Source organism: Massilia sp. Root335, assembly GCF_001425685.1.
GTDB lineage: Bacteria > Pseudomonadota > Gammaproteobacteria > Burkholderiales > Burkholderiaceae_D > Telluria > Telluria luteola.
In genome coordinates this window covers 15,523-34,225 of sequence record NZ_LMCY01000006.1, presented here as the reverse complement: position 1 = coordinate 34,225, position 18,703 = coordinate 15,523, and the positions used below count along the sequence as shown (strand labels likewise).

12 protein-coding genes and 1 tRNA gene are annotated in these 18,703 nt (G+C 65.8%); 9 read left to right on the top strand and 4 right to left on the bottom strand.

Features of this window, described 5'->3' with window-relative positions; translation table 11 throughout:
- Nucleotides 1-60: 60 nt before the first annotated feature.
- From ASC93_RS05220 to ASC93_RS05210, 3 genes are all read left to right on the top strand, one after another.
- On the top strand, nucleotides 61-2,385 hold the full coding sequence (locus tag ASC93_RS05220) for a diguanylate cyclase (RefSeq protein WP_082547783.1): 2,325 nt from the start codon (nucleotides 61-63) through the stop codon (nucleotides 2,383-2,385).
- Between the two features lie 284 nt (nucleotides 2,386-2,669).
- Nucleotides 2,670-4,208 carry a polysaccharide lyase family 1 protein gene (locus tag ASC93_RS05215; protein WP_200958270.1) on the top strand — a complete coding sequence of 513 codons (1,539 nt, stop codon included), beginning with the start codon at nucleotides 2,670-2,672 and terminating at the stop codon, nucleotides 4,206-4,208.
- 326 nt (nucleotides 4,209-4,534) lie between these two features.
- Nucleotides 4,535-9,274, top strand: a complete 4,740-nt coding sequence (locus ASC93_RS05210; protein ID WP_056438177.1) for an EAL domain-containing protein — start codon at nucleotides 4,535-4,537, stop codon at nucleotides 9,272-9,274.
- A 25-nt stretch (nucleotides 9,275-9,299) separates the two neighbouring features.
- Here the strand turns inward: ASC93_RS05210 and ASC93_RS05205 are convergent, their stop codons facing one another.
- The gene (locus ASC93_RS05205; protein WP_056438174.1) at nucleotides 9,300-10,151 is read right to left on the bottom strand and encodes an AraC family transcriptional regulator; all 852 of its coding nucleotides are present in this window, start codon (nucleotides 10,149-10,151) and stop codon (nucleotides 9,300-9,302) included.
- Between the two features lie 137 nt (nucleotides 10,152-10,288).
- Here ASC93_RS05205 and ASC93_RS05200 point away from each other — a divergent pair, with 137 nt between their 5' ends.
- Nucleotides 10,289-11,236 (top strand): alpha/beta fold hydrolase, encoded by a 948-nt coding sequence (locus tag ASC93_RS05200; RefSeq protein ID WP_056438171.1) that lies wholly within the window; start codon nucleotides 10,289-10,291, stop codon nucleotides 11,234-11,236.
- A gap of 220 nt (nucleotides 11,237-11,456) precedes the next feature.
- Here the strand turns inward: ASC93_RS05200 and ASC93_RS05195 are convergent, their stop codons facing one another.
- From ASC93_RS05195 to ASC93_RS05185, 3 genes are all read right to left on the bottom strand, one after another.
- Nucleotides 11,457-11,870, bottom strand: coding sequence for a cupin domain-containing protein (locus tag ASC93_RS05195; RefSeq protein WP_056438167.1), 414 nt, complete (start codon nucleotides 11,868-11,870; stop codon nucleotides 11,457-11,459).
- On the bottom strand, nucleotides 11,867-12,637 hold the full coding sequence (locus ASC93_RS05190; protein ID WP_056438164.1) for an SDR family oxidoreductase: 771 nt from the start codon (nucleotides 12,635-12,637) through the stop codon (nucleotides 11,867-11,869). The genes ASC93_RS05195 and ASC93_RS05190 overlap by 4 nt, the downstream gene beginning before the upstream one ends.
- 302 nt (nucleotides 12,638-12,939) lie before the next feature.
- Nucleotides 12,940-13,015: transfer RNA gene (locus tag ASC93_RS05185), tRNA-Phe, on the bottom strand.
- Between the two features lie 133 nt (nucleotides 13,016-13,148).
- On the opposite strand from ASC93_RS05185, the gene ASC93_RS05180 reads away from it, so the two are divergent.
- From ASC93_RS05180 to ASC93_RS05160, 5 genes are all read left to right on the top strand, one after another.
- Complete coding sequence (locus tag ASC93_RS05180; RefSeq protein WP_056438161.1) at nucleotides 13,149-14,384, top strand: FAD-dependent monooxygenase; 1,236 nt, start codon at nucleotides 13,149-13,151, stop codon at nucleotides 14,382-14,384.
- Nucleotides 14,385-14,413: 29 nt separating this feature from the next.
- The gene (locus tag ASC93_RS05175) at nucleotides 14,414-15,136 is read left to right on the top strand and encodes a DsbC family protein (protein ID WP_056438158.1); all 723 of its coding nucleotides are present in this window, start codon (nucleotides 14,414-14,416) and stop codon (nucleotides 15,134-15,136) included.
- A 169-nt stretch (nucleotides 15,137-15,305) separates the two neighbouring features.
- Nucleotides 15,306-15,764 (top strand): (2Fe-2S)-binding protein, encoded by a 459-nt coding sequence (locus tag ASC93_RS05170; RefSeq protein WP_056438155.1) that lies wholly within the window; start codon nucleotides 15,306-15,308, stop codon nucleotides 15,762-15,764.
- 10 nt (nucleotides 15,765-15,774) lie between these two features.
- Nucleotides 15,775-17,994: a xanthine dehydrogenase family protein molybdopterin-binding subunit gene (locus ASC93_RS05165; RefSeq protein WP_056438152.1), complete on the top strand. Its 2,220-nt coding sequence runs from the start codon at nucleotides 15,775-15,777 to the stop codon at nucleotides 17,992-17,994.
- Nucleotides 17,991-18,602: an NTP transferase domain-containing protein gene (locus ASC93_RS05160; RefSeq protein WP_229412604.1), complete on the top strand. Its 612-nt coding sequence runs from the start codon at nucleotides 17,991-17,993 to the stop codon at nucleotides 18,600-18,602. The genes ASC93_RS05165 and ASC93_RS05160 overlap by 4 nt, the downstream gene beginning before the upstream one ends.
- Nucleotides 18,603-18,703: the final 101 nt, after the last annotated feature.

Sequence of the window (18,703 nt, the reverse complement as noted above, 5' to 3'; positions counted from 1 at the left end):
GATTTTCGGCGGGGAGATCCTGCCGCCGGAAATCGTCTAGCAAATCTGTCAGGTGAATCAATGATGTCGCTCGTGGAGCGCATGAAACGAACACTCGGCCCGTACGGGGTGCCGGCCATGGTGTTCACGATCGGTCTCGCGCTCTCCGCTTATGCCTGCGTGGATGCCTTGAAACGGACCAGGGCGGAACGACTCGGCGAATTGCATGAGAGCGCCAAGAGCTACGAATCCCTGTTGCGGCACCGGCTGGATCTGTATGTGAGCGCAAGCCGGTCGCTGGGGGCTTTATTCAGCGCTTCGTCCGATATCGAGCCCGAAGAATTCGACAACTTCCTGACAGCCAGTCACCTGTTCGAACAGCTGCCAGGCGTCAGTTCGTTCGGCTATCTGCCCAAAGTGCCCGCGGCACAGGTCCGGCGCTTCGAGGCCGAGGCGCGCCGGCGCTTTGCCGGCCGCCGCATCGTGAACCGGCGCGACGGTATCGATGAGTACTTTCCCTTGCTGTATGGCCGGCATCGCACGGAGCCGAAGCGTGTCGATCAGCTGCGCGGCTTCGACTTTTCGGCGATCCCCGACCGCTGGGCTGCGATGCAGGAGGCCCAGGCGCGCGACGAGCCCGTCGCCACCAGGCACCAGACGGCGCTGCGCGACCCGGGCAACCGTCCCATCGTGCAGATTTTCGTTCCGGTGAGGAAGCTCCAGCGGGCCGCGGGCAAGGCAACGGACCGGAGCGGCGAACTGAGCGGATTCGTTTTTTCGACGTTGTACCTGAACCGCCTGTTCCTCGACTTCGACGAGGGGCGTCTGGCCCGGCGCTTCGACCTCGAAGTATTCGAAGACCAGGTCTCACCCGACAATATCGTGTTCGACGCCGACGGCGAGCCCCACGCCCTGCAGACGAGGATGGCCGGTCTGCTGGCGCACCGGGCTGACGTGCAGTTCGCCAACCGTAAATGGCTGATTTATTTTTATGCGAAAGATGGGGAGCTGGCGCCCAAATCCGCGCACGCCGCGACGTTGGTGTTCGCTGTCGGACTTTTGCTGAGCCTGATTGCCAGCTATGCCGCGGTGATCTGGCCGCGCTATGTGTCGCGCAAGCGGGCGATACTCGACTTCAATGAACGTTTTCCGGGCTTCTTTGAAAATCATCCATTCGCCGTCTATGCATTGGACCGCCGGCGGCGTTTCATCCGGGTGAACCAGCAGATGGTCAAGGAGCTCGGGGTGAGCCGTGAAGCGTTGATCGGCATGATGGCCGCCAGGTTCATCGTGGATGAACAGCGCGACGCGGCCGCACAGCGATTCGAAGAGGTCCTGGCCGGGAACGCGGTCGCCTACACCAGCCGGATCATCGCCGCCGACGGACGCAGTTCGGACCTCTCGATCGTGATGATCCCGATGAGTGCCGGCGACACGGTCACCCACGTGCTGGGTTTTGCCGAAAATATCACCGACCGGAAAAGGGCCGAGGCCGCGCTTTACGAGTCCCGGCAAATGCTGCAGCTGATACTCGACAATATTCCGCAAAACGTATTCTGGAAAGACATCAACAGCGTGTACGAGGGCGGAAACCGGTCATTGCTGGCGGAGGCCGGCCTGCAAAGCATGGACGAGTTGATCGGCAAAACGGATGTGGACCTGCGGTGGAAGGACCAGGCCAGGCAGTTCCGGAAGGTGGACCTGGAAGTCATGACATCCGGCGTGGCACGCATGCGCATGCAGGCCACCGACGTACGCCGGGACGGCACGGCCTGCTGGATCGAAACCAGCAAGATCCCGTTGAAGGACGATCAGGGCAGGGTGGTGGGCGTGCTCGGCGTCACCGAGGACATCACGGCACGCAAGTACATGGAGGAGACGTTGTTCCGCCGGGCGAACTTCGATTCGCTGACCGGATTGCCGAACCGGGGCTATTTCCAGAGCCAGCTGGACGAAGCGGTCAGGCGCGCGCAGCGTCGCGGCGGCCTGGCGGTGATGTACTTCGATATCGACCGGTTCAAGCACATCAACGATACGTACGGGCACGACGCGGGCGATGCCGTCATCCGCATGTTCGCCCAGCGGATCCGCTCGGTGCTGCGCGATGCCGACTTCATGGCGCGGCTCGGCGGCGACGAATTCGTCCTGATTGCGGAAGGGTTGAACGACAGGCACGATGCCGTCGTCATCGCAAAAAAACTCATCGAGGCCATGGGACCGGCATTCGAAATCGGATCTGAACACCTGCAAGTGAGCACCAGTATCGGCGTCGCGTATTTCGAGGCCGGCATGACCCCGGACCAGCTGGTCAAGGCGGCCGACCAGGCGATGTACGATGCCAAGCGCGCCGGCAGGAACTGCTTCCGGCAAGCCGGACACGATGCCGCCGGGGGCAAGACCGGATGAGTACGGAGCGCGCTCGGCGATGAGCCGGCCGTGACGATCGCGCTGCCGGACAACCGAAACGCCAACCTGCATGGGTTGGCGTTTTTGTTTATTTAAATTGCTACTTGTTGGAAATGTGGTCATACTGCGTCAGTTGAATTGGTCTGACCAAATTTCAACAAATCAGCGATTCCCATACAAAATTGTGAAAACCGGCCTGACCAAATATCGGGCCCCGGCGATGGGGTCGCTCTGCAGCTGTTCTTGGGCACATCAGAAATTTCACCAATTTTCCCGGAGAAGAAATGACGATTTCCAAAAAGCAGTTATGTCAGGCACTATGCATCGGCGTCGTGATGGCCGGCGCCAGCGCGAGCGTCAATGCGCAAATTTCCTCGCTCGGCGCGACCGGCTGGGCGGCCACCGGCACCAATAACCTGGGCGGCACCGGCACCACCGGCGGCAACGGCGCGGCGGCGGCCAAGATCTACACCGTCTCGACCCGCGCGGGCCTGATCCAGGCTTTGTACGGCAACACCGCGACCATCAAGTCCGATGGGTCGTTCAGCGGCACGCTCGACAACAGCAAGAAGATCATCTACATCTCGGGCACCATCAGCCTGAACCAGAACGCGGCCGGCACCGAGCTGACGGCCAATAATTACGTGACCTATGCCAACGCGGCCAGCAGCACGTGCGCCGGCTACGGCTACACCACCTTCGACAAGATCTGGAGCGACTACCTGGCCGCCTACAAGCCGCCGTACGCGAAGGTGCCGCCGTCGACCGACAAGGTCGAGGCGGCGCGCGCCTGCGCCAGCAACCAGATGAAGAAGAACGTCGTCCTGACCGTGCCGTCGAACACCTCGATCATCGGCAACGGCTCGACCGCCAAGATCATCCACGGCAACCTCAAGATCAGCGGTACGAGTTCGAGCGCACCGGTCGACAATGTCGTGATCCGCAACGTGGCGTTCGAAGATGCGTTCGACTTCTTCACGGCGTGGGACCCGACCGATTCCGGCGGGCGCTGGAATTCGAACTACGACAACGTGTCGATCCTGTACGCCACGCACGTCTGGATCGACCACTGCACGTTCTCCGACGGCGCGCGTACCGACGACCAGTTCCCGTCCGTGTGGGCCGCGCCGTACGACGGCGACCTCTACCACGTCCAGCACCACGACGGCCTGCTCGACATGACCAAGTCGGCCAACCTGATCACCGTGTCGTACAACCACCTGCACGACCACGACAAGTCCATGCTGATGGGCGGCACCGATACGGCCAGCCTGACGGCGGAAAACCCGGGGGTGCTGAAGACCACCTTCCACCACAATTATTTCCAGAACCTCGTGCAGCGCAAACCGCGTGTGCGCTACGGCATGGTCCACCTTTACAACAACTATTTCACTGGCAGCAACAGCGTCACGTTGTATAACTGGCTGGTGGGGATCACTTCGGGCCAGGGCTCGAAACTGTACATCGAGAACAATGTCTTTAACATCAGCGGCGGCGCGACGGCCAGCGACACGATCGGCGCTTCGGTCTCGTCCGGCAGCACGCTGACCAAGTGCGCTGCCCTGTCGGGCATGAGCACGGCGCGCTGCTCGCCGTATATCTTCGATAGCGGCAACCTGCTCAACGGTGCGGCCGTGAACCTGGGCGCGACCGCCCACGGCGCCAGTTCGCTCGTGACGGTCACTGCCACGCCGTGGTCGTCGGCGAGCAATCCGGCGGCCACGCCGTCGGCGACGCCGGCCAGCTACTATAACTACTCGGTCGACGCGACCAGCAATCTCGCAACCGCGGTGCCGGCCGCCGCGGGCGTCGGCAAGCTGTAGGCCGCTCCGGCGACGGACAAGTAACGCCGACCGGCACGGGTCGGCGTTTTCGCTTGATCGGCCGTCCCGTCCCGCGGCGGCAGGCTGACGCAAGTGCGCAACAATCCATCAAATATTTATTGCATATAAGAATCAAATATTGATCTATGGTAACATCAGCGCTCTAGGAAATTTTCCAGGCGGTGGCCGCGTGGCTGCCATATTTTCGAAGGTGGACAGGAATGTCCGAAATCACAGGCACCGCGAATACGACCGCTACGCAACCCGGCACGCACCGTGTTCACGCAACCACGGGTGCGCCTGGCGTACACGTCCCCGACAGCACGATGGATCGCTCGCGCCCGCGCCTGCGCTTCCGTCAGCCCCTGAGCGCCCGGCCGGCCCTGCTTCTCGCTTGCCTGCTTCCGGCGTTGTGGCTGGTCACCGCGCTGTTCCTGGCGCAGGTGCGGGACCATACCCTGGAGGACGCCAACACGGACGTCGCCAACCTGGCGAAAGTGCTGGCGGAAGAGACGCAGTCCTCGGTGTTCGCCGTCGACCGCATGCTGGTCGACCTGCGCGAACGGTGGCAGGAGGAACCGCAGCACTTTGGCGACAAGGTCCGCCTGCGCCGCTCGCAACTGAACCAGATGACCGGCTTTCGGATCGCCGTCCTGGATATTGATGGGAAGTTGATCTTTTCCAGCCTTGCGCCCGGCGCAAAAAACATCGATTACAGCGACCGCGAATACTTCACTGCGCTGCGCGAACGCCAGGCGGACGCGCTGTTCATCAACGGTCCGGTCCGAGGGCGGCTCTCCGGTCGGGAGGCGATCCAGTTCGCCCGTCCCTTGCTCGATGCGAACGGTCGCTTCGCCGGCATCATCGTGTTATCGGTGTCGCCCGAGTATTTCGTTCGCTTTTCCCACGATATCATGCTCGGTCAGAAAGCGGTTGTCGTACTGGCGCACTCGGGTGGCCAGGTGCTGACGCGCTCGCCCATGCCTGCCGACGGCGCGGAATATTCCCTTAGCAATTTTCCATTTGTCAATCCAGCCGCGCCGCACGCCGGCGTGCTCCGGGCGGCGGCGCGGCTCGACGGCGTGGATCGCCTGTACGCCTGGCATACCGTCGAAAAATACGGATTGACCGTCCTGATCGGCCACTCGATCGAGGACGTGCTGGCGTCGTACGAACACGTGAAGGACGCGGCGGTTTTTTTCTGCGGCATTTTCTCGGTGCTCATGGTCTGGGTCGGCATCATCGTGCTCATGGGGATTCGCGACCGCGCCGCGGTGCGCAAGGCGCTGGAAGAGAGCGAGTTCCGCTGGAAGCAGGCCGTCGAGGGGGCCGGGCAGGACGTCTGGGACCTCGACTACCGCACCGGCACCGACTTTCTTTCCGCCCGCTGCAAGCGGATGCTCGGTTATGGCGAGCACGAGATCCGCACCCTGGCGGAATGGGAAAGCCGCATCCATCCCGACGACAGGGCCCATGTGCTGGCGGCGCTGGACGATTGCCGCACGGGCGCCTGCGCTGCCTACGCGGTCGAGTACCGGATGCGCGGCGGCGACGGCGAATGGCGCTGGATCGCCAACCGCGGCACCAACGTCAGCGTCGACGGACAGGGCAGGCCGTTGCGCATGATCGGCACGCTGGCCGACATTACCGAACGCAAGGAGATGGAAGCGGCCGTGCGCGACATCCAGGTTGCCGAGAGCCGGGCGCACAGCGACCTGCGCTTCCGCCAGCTTGCCGATGCGATGCCGCAGATCGTCTGGACGGCCGACCCGGACGGCAGCATCGATTATGCCAACCACGTCATCACGGCGTATTCGGGTTTCGCGGCGCTGTTCGGGCCGGGACAGGGCTGGACCTCCATCCTGCACCCGGACGACGTGGAACCCACGCTGGCCGCCTGGACGCAGGCCGTGGACGCCGGCGGGGTGCTGGAGGTGGAATACCGGCTGTTCCGGGCCGCCGACCGCAGCTACCGCTGGCACCAGGCACGGGCCCTGCCGATCCGGGACGGGAGCGGCGCGATCGTCAAATGGTATGGCACGGCGACCGACATCCACGACAGCAAGCTGGCTAACGACGAGATCCGGCGCCTCGCCCGCGGCCTGTCGAACATCCTCGAGAGCATCACCGATGCGTATTACTCGCTCGATGCCGAATGGCGCTTCACCTACGTCAACAAGGAAGCGGAGCGCCTGATCAAACGGCCGCCCGCCGATCTGATCGGCAAGGTCCTGTGGGCCGAGTATCCGGAAATCGCCGGCGGCATCGCCGAGAGCGAGTTCCGCATGGCCGCGGCGACCGGCGACCCGGCATCGTTCGAGATGTTTCACGCGCCATCGAACAGCTGGTTCGAGACGCGCGTGTTCCCCTCGGGCGACGGGGTCACGGTGTATTTTGCCGACATCACCGAGCGCCGCCGGCTGCGTTTGTACAAGGACGAGCAGCTGGCGATCCTGGAAAACATCGCGGCAGGTGCGCCGTTGGGGGAAGTCCTGGTGGCGGCGACCCACATCATCGCGGAACTCAATCCCCTGGGAGGCTGCGCCGTGATGCTGATGGACGAGGACGGCCGGCGTCTCGGCCATGCCATGGCCGTCGGCCTCCCGGCCGCGCTCGAAGCGGCGCTGGACGGCATCGAGGTCGGCCCGGATGCCTTGCCGTGCGGCCGCGCCGCGTTCGGGCGGCGTCCCGTGATCGCCGCCGACCTGGATGCCGAGCCATGGTGGGAACGGGTGGGCAAGCCGGCGGCGCCCGCGATCCGTGCCTGCTGGTCGTATCCGATCCAGGCCGGCAACGGGGAAGTATTTGGTACCATCGACGTGTACACCGCTGCGAACCCGCACCCTGCCCAGGTCGAGCTCGAGATCCTGGGCTCGTGTGCGCATACGATCAGCATCGCGATCGGGCGCGGGCGGGCCGAACAGAAGGCGCGCCAGAGCGAGGAGCGCGTGCGCCTGCTGCAGCGCGCGATCGAAGCGAGCGCCAATCCGATCGTCATCCGCAGCGCGACCGGGCCCGATTTTCCCGTCGACTACGTGAACCCGGCGTTCGAGCGGATCACCGGCTACGAGGCCGGCGAAGTCGTCGGCAGATCGCTGTTGTTCCTGTGCGGCGAGGATGTCGCCCAGGACGCGCTCGTCGAGCTCGACGATGCGCTGGCCCAGCAACGCGAAGGCCACGCCGCGCTGCGCGCCTATCGCCGCGACGGCAGCCTGGTGTGGCTGGATACGTATTGCTCGCCGGTCAGGGACGACAGTGGCGCCGTTACCCATTTCCTGCACGGCATGTACGACATCACGGCGGCCAGGCAATATCAGGAAGAGCTCGAATACCGCGCCGATTACGATGCCGTGACGGGCCTGGCCAGCCGCAAGCTGCTGGTCAGCCGCGTCGGGGCCGCGATTGTCCGCGCGGGTGCGCAGGCGCGCCAGACCTGGATCGCGTGCCTCAACTTCGACCGCTTCAAACTCGTCAACGAAACCCTGGGGCACCGCGGCGGCGACATGGTGTTGCAACTGCTGGCGCAGCGCGTGCAGGGCGTCCTCGGCGCCAGCGACACGGCGGCCCGGGTGGGCGGGAGCGAGATCATGTTGTCGTTCGCCGAGGGCAACGACGAGCATACGGTCGTGACCAAGGTGCGGCGCATCATGGACGCGGTCGCGGCCTCGATGCCGGTCAACGGCCACGACTTCTTCATGAGTTCGAGCGTCGGCATCGCCGCCTACCCGGCGGACGGCGACAACCCCGAGACGCTGATGAAGAACGCACATGTCGCGATGCGGCGGGCGCGGGAAGTGCGCAGCAATCACCTCGAGTTCTTCACCAGCGCGATGAACGACCGCGCGACCGACCGGCTGCGCCTCGAGGGCGACCTGCGCAACGCGCTGGAGCGCAATGAACTCGAGTTGCACTACCAGCCGCAGGTCGATGCGCGGACTTGCCGCATCATCGGCGTGGAGGCGCTGCTGCGCTGGCGGCATCCCGAGCTGGGGCTGGTGGCGCCGGATCGCTTCATCCGGATCGCCGAGGAGACCGGGCTGATCGTGCCGATCGGCGCCTGGGTGCTGCGTACCGCGTGTGCGCAGGCCGCGCGGTGGCAGGGGCTGGGCGGCGGCACGCTGCGCGTGGCCGTCAACCTCGCGGCGGGCCAGCTTTACCATGCCGACCTGGTGACCATGGTCGAGAGCACCTTGCGGGAAAGCGGCCTCGATGCCAAGTGCCTGGACATCGAGCTGACCGAAAGCCAGGTGATGGACGATGTCGAGCAGGCGCTGGACATCATGCAGCGCCTGAAGGCACTCGGCGTGAAGCTGTCGCTGGACGATTTCGGCACCGGCTATTCCAGCCTGGCGTACCTGAAGCGCTTCCCCATCGACGTGCTCAAGATCGACAAGTCGTTCATCCGCAATCTCGCCACCGATCCCGACGATGCCGTGATCGCGCGCTCGATCATCACGCTCGGCCAAAGCCTGCAATTGCAGGTCATCGCCGAAGGCGTGGAAACCGAGGAGCAGTTTGCCTACCTGCGGCGCCATCGCTGCGACCAGATCCAGGGCTATTATTTCAGCCGGCCGCTTCCCGCCGGCGAGTTCCAGCACCTGCTGGCGGCACCCCGCGGCGAGCATGCGCCGGCGCCCGGCGATGCCGGGCAGTCGACCCTCCTGATCATCGATGACGAGGAGCAGGTGTCGTCGTCACTGTCGCGCCTGCTGCGCCGCGACGGTTATCGCATCCTGCGCGGCAAGTCGGGCGCCGAGGGACTGGCGCTGCTGGCCGCGCACGACGTCCAGGTGGTGCTGTCCGACGAACGCATGCCGGGCATGAGCGGCACCGAGTTCCTGTCCCGGGTGAAGGTCATGTACCCGAACACGATCCGGATCATGTTGTCGGGCTATACGGCGGTCGATTCGATCATCGAAGCGACCAACAGCGGCGCGGTATTCCGCTTCCACGTCAAGCCCTGGGACGACGACGTCTTGCGCAACAGTATCGCGGAAGCGTTCCGTTACCACTGGGTGATGCATGGCAACGGCGCTGCACAGACGCCGATGGAGGCGAACGGATAAGCCAGGGCGGGGCGCCCGACCCGCGCTACCTGCCGCCCTGGCAACCGGCGCGAATCTCCGAGGGGCCGAGCCCCAGCAGCCGGCGCATCCAGCGCGCCATGTGGCTCGGGTGCGCGAAGCCGGCTTCCAGCGCGATCTCCGTGATGCTTTGCCGGCCCTCGAGCAGGCGCAGGCGCGCGCGCTCGATGCGCCGCTCGAGCACGAACCGGTGGACCGGCGTGCCGGTCGCCTGCTTGAACAGGGCCTTGAAATGCGACGGGCTGAATTCGGCGACGGCGGCCAGTTCGGCGAGGGTGAGGTCCTGGTCCAGATGGGCATCCACGTACTCGATGACGCGGCGCAGGCGCCACGCCGGCAGCGCCCGCGCCGGCGGCGCGGCCCGCGCGGGGGCCTGCAGGGCGATCAGGCGCACGGCAAGTGCCGAGGCCAGGCTGTCGGCGAATATCCGGCCGCCCGGACAGGCGGCATGATCCTCGGCCTGCATCATCCAGCCGATGCGTTCGATCTGCGGGTCGCGGATGTGGATGGCCGGCGCGAGGTCGAAGGTGCGCGAACCCAGTCCCATGTCTTCCGCCGTCGCGCGCACGTGCGCGGGGGCCAGCCGCAGCAGCAGCGAGGTGGCCGGCTGCGACATGGTCCAGCGCGTGCTCGACCCGCCCGGCACGACGCAGAACTGGCCATGCAAGCGCACGCCCTGGCGCTCCGCCTTGCCGGCGCGGTAGGACACGGGCACCGGCGCACCCAGGTGGAGGCACAGTACATGGCGCGCATCCACGGGCGAATCGAACCGCCCCGGCGGCACCGGCGACGTCAGCACGTCGAGGAGCGGCAGCGGGCCGCCGGCAGGGCTGGGATAGCAGGAAGGTCGGTCGATCATCGCATCCTCCGGGTACGCATCGCATTAATTTACAGGAAATCATCCGCCTGTGTCCGGGACCGGCCGAGGATGCTCGCCGGGCCGCGACGGCGCCGCTAGCATCCTCGCATGCACCAACCCAACCAAGGAGAGGCTAGATGAAACGCAGGAATTTCTTGCAATTGACAGGCGCCGCCGCCGTCGCGACCTACGGCTTGAGTGCGGCGGCACGGCCGCCGGCGCCGACCGGCGTGAACGCCTATCGCCAGGCGCGGCGCTTCGCCGACCTGCCGTGCGGCCGCATCGCGTATGTCGAGCGCGGCACGGGCGGCGCGGCGCTGTTCCTGCACGGCGCCCCGCTGAACGGCTTTCAATGGCGCGGCGCGCTCGACCGCCTGGCGCCTTACCGGCGCTGTATCGCCCCGGATTTCATGGGCCTCGGCTACTCGGAGATCCCGGAACGCCAGTCGGTGGCGCCCGCTGCGCAGGTGGCGATGCTGGCGTCCCTGCTGGACGCGCTGCACGTCGGCCAGGTCGACATCGTCGCGTCCGACAGCGGCGGGGCGGTCGCGCAGATGTTCCTCGTCCGGTATCCGGCGCGCGTGCGCACGATGCTCCTGACCGACTGCGACACCGAACCCGACAGCCCGCCGCCGATGATCAAGCCGGTACTCGACATGGCGAACGCCGGCACGCTCGCCAACGACACCGCCAAATGGCTGACCGACAAGAACCTGGCACGCGCGACCTTCGGCGCGGCCGTGTACCACGATCCCGCCATTCTCACGGACGACGTCATCGAGTATTACGTCACGCCGATGGTGAGCACGCCGTTGCGGCGCAGGCAATACCACGAATTCCACAAGGCGCTGGCGCCGAACTCGCTGGCGGGGATCGAGGCGGCGCTCAAGCGGAGCACGGTGCCGGTGCGGATGGTGTGGGGTGCCGCGGACAGGATCTTTCCCGTGGCCGACGCGGCGTATCTGGACCGGACGTTTGCGCGGTCGTTGGGGGTACGCCAGGTGCCCGAGGGGAAGCTGTTTTTTCAGGAGGAGTTTCCGGATGTGATCGCGGAAGAGGCGAGGCGGTTGTGGCGCGTCGGTTGAGCCGCGGTCCAAAAACGACAACGCCGACCTGCATGGGCCGGCGTTGTTGCACGCGCCATCGGAATGGACGGGAAGGTCGCCGGTGCGAACCGCACCTCGAGTTTGGGCGAGGTCGAGCCGCGGACGGGCGCGCGGCACCTGCACCTTGCGCCTGTGCAGGCCTGCTGCCTGCCCCTGTCGCAGGTCTCGTGCACCTCAGCAACGAGGGCACGATTCCATCTCAGTCGAGTGGCGTCGTCAGTTCTTTCTCGTTCGTGTCCACGACGAACACCGCGAGCAGCTTGGCCGGCTCCGTCTTGCTGGCATTGGCACTGACGCCGTGCCGGTCGCCAGGCATCTCGGAGAAATTCTGCCCCGCTTTGTAGATGGTCTCGGGTCCGTTGTTGACCTGGCTGCGGATCGCCCCCTCCAGCACCGTCGCGTAGATGAAGGCGGATTTGGGATGGGTATGCCCGGGCGAAAAGCCGCCCGGACCGTATTCGACCAGCACGCCCTTGAGGCTCTTGCCCGGAACATTAGGCAGTTCGTGTTGGTAGACCAGCGTTACCTTGGCGTTCTTCGCCTTCGGCGCTTCGGCATGGACACCGGCAAATGGCAGACCCGCGACCAGCAGGGAAAGAATGATGCGTTTCATGACGTTCTCACTTGGTTTGCGGACTTGGCGTTGCGCAGCCATTCGTCGAGACCGATGCGGCCGAGGCGCGCTTCGCCCAGAGGCACCAGCGAGTGTTCGCCGACCTTGCCGCCGAAGTAGCGGGCCTCGGGATCGCTGACGACCTGGCGCGGGTCGCCGACCGCCTTGAGGTAGCGGGCGATGAATTCGTTGAGCGGTGCGCGTTCCGGGCCGGCGATCTCGACAATACCCATGCGCGGCGCCGCCAGCGCGACTTCGGCAACGTTCGCCGCGACGTCGTCCGATGCGATGGGCTGGAACTGGCCGGGCGCCAGCTTGACGACGTTGCCGACCATGCCTGAATCGGCGATGCCGCCGAGGAATTCCATGAACTGGGTCGCGCGGACGATGGTGTAAGGAATGCCGGAAGCCACGATCGCTTGTTCTTGTGCGACCTTGGCGCGGAAATAGCCGTTGTCAGGCATCCGGTCGGTCCCGGCGATGGAGAGCGCAACGTGGTGGCGAACGCCGGCTGCGGCTTCCGCCGCAAGGAGATTGCGGCTGGACGTCTGGAAAAATTCCAGTACGGCCTGGTCTTCCCATGAGGGCGAATTCGCGAGGTCGATCACGACTTGCGCGCCGGCCATGGCCTGCTGCAGGCCCTCGCCGGTGACACTGTTGATACCGCTTTTAGGCGAAGCGGCGACGACCTCGTGGCCGCCCTGACGAAGAATGGTGACGGTTTTCGAGCCGATCAGCCCGGTACCGCCAATGACGACGATTTTCATGATTTACCCTTCACGTTAAAGACGCACTTGCGGTCTTCCTGGCTATAAGTCGTTGTAGGCAGGCGATTTGTGACAGTCAATCAGATATTTTTGTGCAGCCGGCCTGAAGGCCGCAGGTCGCGCCGATGGGATCCCGCCAGTTGCACCGGGAGTTGAACCGATACCAGTCGTCAGGACAGGGCGTGCCGCGATGGGGGAGGCGGGTGAAGGGCCGGCAATGGACCGGACACGGAGACGTTCTGTTTTCGGAAACAAAAACGCCGACCTGCATGGGTCGGCGTTTCGTTTGCTGCTGAATTCTTTGGTGGCCCGGGGCGGAATCGAACCACCGACACAAGGATTTTCAATCCTCTGCTCTACCAACTGAGCTACCAGGCCAAAGGAGGCACGATTATAGCGACGGGTTTGCGAAGTCGCAAGTCCTGTCGAGCAAATTTCCTGCGGCGGGAGGGCGAAATGTCCGTCCTGTTCGCCGGAAGCAGCCCACGGTGAAGCGTCTATAATGTGTGTCATGAGCACACAAACCACTTCCTCCGCACATCATCGCAACGTCGCCCGCCGCAGCGACATCTGCATCGTCGGCAATGGCGCGATCGCCAAGACGGCGGCGCTCGGCCTGTCGCAGGCCGGGCACAGCGTCACGCTGCTCGTGCCGCCCGCGCGCCCGGATGCGCAGGCGGCGTCCGGCGGCGAGAAGCCGTGGGACGTGCGCGTGTACGCGCTCAACCACACGGCGCATACGCTGTTGTCGTCGCTCAAGGTGTGGGGCGCGCTCGACATGGCGCGCGTGGCGCCCGTCGACGCGATGGACGTGCAGGGCGACGGGGAGCAGGGCGGCCATCTCGGCTTCGATGCGTTCGGCGCGCATGCGGGGGCGCTCGCGTGGATCGTCGAGGACAGCAACCTGAACCAGGCGCTCGACGCCGCGTTGCGCTTCGCCCAGAACGTCGAGACCGTCACCGGACGCGCCTGCCGGATCGTGAGCAGCGCGGACGACGTCGAGGTCGAGCTGGAAGACGGCACGGTGCTCGCGGCCCAGCTGCTGGTCGGCGCCGACGGCCGCGATTCCTGGGTGCGCGGACAGTGCGACATCGGCATCGATTACCGCTCGTACCACCAGCGCGCCATCGTGGCGAATTTCTCGTGCGAAAAGCCGCACCACAACGTCGCATATCAATGGTTCACCTGCAAGGATGGCGTGATCGCGCTGCTGCCGCTGCCGGGCAACCAGGTGTCGCTGGTATGGTCGGCGCCGGACACGCTGGCGGACACGATCATGGGCGAATCGCTGGGCGAGCTGGCGATCCGCCTGGGCGAGTATGCGGACAGCAAACTGGGCCTGCTGAAACCGCTGCAGCCGGAATCCGTCAAGGCGATCCCGCTGGCGCTCGTGCGCCCGCATGCGGTCACGGCGCCGCGCGTGGCGCTCGTCGGCGACGCCGCCCACGCCGTGCATCCGCTGGCCGGACACGGCATGAACCTGGGCTTCGGCGACATCATTGCCCTGCTCGACACGGTCGCCGCGCGCGATGCGCATCAAGGGATCGGCGACGAGCGCGTGCTGGCGCGCTACGCCAGGGCGCGTAAGGAAGATGTGTTGCTGATGCAACTCGCCACGGATGGCCTCGAGCGTCTGTTCGGCGCAAATCTGGAGCCGGTGCGCGTGGTTCGCAATTTGGGATTAAACTTGCTGGATAAGTTGCCCTTGGTCAAGCGACGGCTGATCGCCCATGCAATGGGCAGGTAACGTGCCAAATCTTTAAGGAATTATCATTCATGGGTAAAACGAAGCTCGCCGTCCTGCTGGCGACCGGCTTGATGACGTCGTGCGTCGGCGCGCAGAATTCGGTCGAAGCCAACATCAAGAAGGCGATCGAACCGCGCCTGGGCGGTGCCAAGATCGAATCGATCAAGGAAACGCCGTATGCCGGCCTGTATGAATTGCGCGTCGCCGGCGACATCCTGTACACGGACAAGAAGGGCGAGTACCTGATCATCGGCCACGTCTACGATGCCAAGTCGACGCGCGACCTGACGCGCGAGCGCATCGACGACATCAACAAGGTCAAATTCTCCGACCTGCCGCTGGGCGACGCCATCAAGCAGGTCAAGGGCGACGGCAAGCGCGTGATCGCCGTGTTCGAGGACCCGAACTGCGGCTACTGCAAGCGCCTGCGCCAGACGACGCTGAAGAACATGGACAACGTGACGATCTACACGTTCATGTACAACATCCTGGCGCCGGATTCGTTCGACAAGTCGAAGAACGTGTGGTGTGCGCCGGACCGCGCCAAGGCCTGGGACGACTGGATGATCAACGGCAAGCCGGCGCCGGCCGCGCCAGCGAGCTGCGAGTCGCCGAACGACAAGGTGCTGGCGCTTGGCCAGAAGCTGCATATCACGGGCACGCCGGCGATCTTCTTCTCGGACGGCAGCCGGATTCCGGGCGCCGTCGACCAGAAGACGCTCGAGGCCAAACTCGCCTCCCTCAAGCAGTAATCCAAGCCCGGCACCGCCGGGCTTTTTTCGCCGCAACGACGCAAACGCCTGGTGGGCACGGGGTGCCCACCCTACGCCAAAAAGACGTAGGGTGGGCGGCCTCCGCCCACCAAACGCAGGCATGACGCAAATACAAGAAGCAACGACAAACCAGAACAAGGGAGAAGTCATGATCACTTTGAACATCAACGGGCGCGACGTGCAGGTCGACGCCGATCCCTCCACGCCCATCCTGTGGACGCTGCGCGACAACCTCGACATGACCGGCACCAAGTTCGGCTGCGGCGCCGCGCTGTGCGGCGCGTGCACCGTGCACCTGGACGGGCAGGCGATCCGTTCCTGCGTCACGCCGATCTCGGCGGCCGTCGGCCACAAGGTCACGACGATCGAAGCGATGGAAACCGACAAGGTCGGCAAGGCCGTGCAGGACGCCTGGGTCAGGCACGACGTCCCGCAATGCGGCTATTGCCAGAGCGGCCAGGTGATGAGCGCCACGGCCCTCCTGCGCGTGAACAAAAAGCCGACGGACACCGACATCGACAACGCCATGAGCGGCAACATCTGCCGCTGCGGCACCTATCAACGCATCCGCGCGGCCATCAAGGATGCCGCCAAGACCCTGGCGTAAGGAGACCCGCATGCGATTCGACCTGATGAAGAATGTGGCGGCCAAGGCCGGCCGCCTTGCCCCGGCCTCCCGCCGCGGCTTCCTGAAAGCCGGCGCCGCCGCCACCGGTGGCCTCGTGCTGGGCTTCGTGCTGCCGGCCGGCGGGCGCATCGCCCGTGCGGCCGACGCCGCCAAGCCGACCGTCTACGCCCCGAACGCCTTCCTGCGCGTGGCGCCGGACAACACCGTGACCGTGATCGTCAACCGCCTGGAGTTCGGCCAGGGCGTGCACACGGGCCTGCCGATGGTGATCGCGGACGAACTGGATGCCGACTGGAGCCAGATGCGCGCCGAACTGGCGCCCGCCGGCGACGTGTACAAGGACCCGGTCTTCGGCATCCAGATCACGGGCGGCTCGGGCACCATCGCCCACTCGTTCACGCAGTACCGCGAAGTGGGCGCCCGCGCCCGCGCGATGCTGATTGGCGCCGCCGCCCGGCAGTGGAACGTGAGCCCGGCGCAATGCCGCACCGCGAAGGGCGTCGTTTATGGCCCGGCGGGCCAGAAGGCCACCTACGGCGCGCTGGCCGACGCGGCGATGGCGCTGCCGGTGCCGGAAACGATCGTGCTGAAAGACCAGAAGACGTTCCGCTACATCGGCAAGCCGATGCCGCGCCTGGACGCCCGCGCCAAGTCGACGGGCCGCCAGCAGTTCGGCCTCGACGTCAAACCGGCCGGCACCAGGGTCGCCGTCGTCGCGCATCCGCCCGTGTTCGGCGCGAAGGTCGCGAAGTTCGACGCCGCCAAGGCCAGGGCGCTGCGCGGCGTGATCGCCGTGCTGGAAGTGCCGGTGGACCGCGGCGGCAGCGGCGTGGCCGTCGTCGCCGACGGCTACTGGCCGGCCAAGCAGGCGCGCGACCTGCTCGCCATCGAGTGGGACACGAGCGCCGTCGAAAAAGTCGACAGCGGCAAGCAGATGGCGCAGTTCGCCGAGCTGTCCAGGACGCCGGGCGCCGTCGCGCGCAAGGCCGATACGTCGAAGCTGGCCGGCGCCGCGAAAAAAATCTCGGCCGTCTACGAATTCCCCTACCTGGCGCACGCGCCGATGGAACCGATCAACTGCACGGTCGACCTCCGCGACGACGCCTGCACCTTGTGGGTCGGCTCGCAGTTCCAGGGTGTCGACCAGGCCGCGGCCGCCGCGGTGGCCGGCCTCAAGCCCGGGCAGGTCACGCTCAACACGATGATGGCGGGCGGCGGCTTCGGCCGGCGCGCCACGCCGACGTCGGACTTCGTCGTCGAAGCCGTCCACGTCGCCAAGGCCTATAAAGCCGCGGGCCACGCCGGTCCGGTGAAGCTGATCTGGAGCCGCGAGGACGACATCCGCGGCGGCTACTATCGTCCGTCGCACGTGCACCGCGCCGACATCGGCCTCGATGCCGACGGCAACATCGTCGCCTGGGACCACACGATCGTCGGCCAGTCGATCATCACCGGCACCACGTTCGAACCGTTCATGGTCAAGAACGGCGTCGACAGCACGATGGTCGAAGGCATGGGCGATCCCTACGACGTGCCGCTGAACCTGACGGCGCATGCGGCCAAGGCCAACGTGCCCGTGCTGTGGTGGCGCTCCGTGGGGTCCACGCACACGGCGTTCGTGATGGAGACGCTGATCGACGAAGCCGCGCACGCGGCGGGCCAGGACCCGGTCGCGTATCGCAAGAAGCTGATCGACGCGAAGCACGTGCGCCATCACGCGGCGCTGGACCTCGCCGTGGCGAAGTCCGGCTACGGCAAGAAGACGCTGCCGAAAGGGCATGCCTACGGCGTGGCGCTGCACGAATCGTTCAACACGGTCGTCGCCTACGTCGTCGAAGCGTCCGTCGTCGACGGCAGCCCCAGGGTGCACAAGGTCACGGCCGCCGTGCACTGCAACCTGCCGGTCAATCCGATGTCCATCGAGGCGCAGATCCAGGGCGCGGCGCTGATGGGCCTCGGCACGACGTTGCCGGGCGCGCGCATCACGCTCAAGGATGGCGTCGTCGAGCAGCAGAACTTCAACGACTACACGGTGGCGCGCATGAACGACATGCCGCACATCGACGTCCACATCGTCCCGTCGCAGGATGCGCCGACGGGCATCGGCGAACCGGGCCTGCCGCCGCTGGCGCCCGCGCTGGCCAATGCCGTGTTCACGCTGACCGGCAAGCGCCTGCGCAAGCTGCCGTTCGACCTGGCGACGGCGTGACCGTGTCCCCGGCCGTGCCGGTTGCGCCGGTCGGCATTCTGCTGGCGGCCGGCCGGGGGCGCCGGTTCGATCCGGAAGGGCGGCGCAACAAGCTGCTGCAGCCGCTGGCGGATTTCGACCCCGTCGTCGTGGCCAGCGCGCGCAAGCTGCTGGCCGCCGTGCCCCGCGTGGTCGCCGTCGTGGCGCCGGATGACGGCGGCGTGGCCGAGCGGCTGGCCGCGCTGGGCTGCGACGTGACCGTTTGCCCGGATGCGGACAGCGGCATGGCGGCGTCGCTCACGCATGCCATCCGCCATTCGCTGGGCATGGCGCCCAGGCCGCAGGCGTGGCTGGTGGCGCTGGGCGACATGCCGTACGTCGAGGTGGCCACGTTGCGGTCGTTGGCCGACGCGCTGGCGGCCGGCGCGGACATCGCGGCACCCGTCATGGATGGCCGGCGCGGCAATCCGGTCGGTTTCGGCGCCGTTCACCTGGATGCGCTGCTGGCCCTGCGCGGCGACGAGGGCGCGCGCCGCCTCCTGCATACCGGCCCGGTGACGGCGGTGCCGGTGCATGATCCGGGCATCTTCCGCGATATCGACAGGCCTGCCGATCTGACCGGATCGTAGCTCAACCGTGTGGACACGCGATGTTGTGAACACCGGTTGTGTGAACATGCTCTTTCTTGAAAAATCCGATTACACTACGGCGCATCGGAGAGAGATTGTTC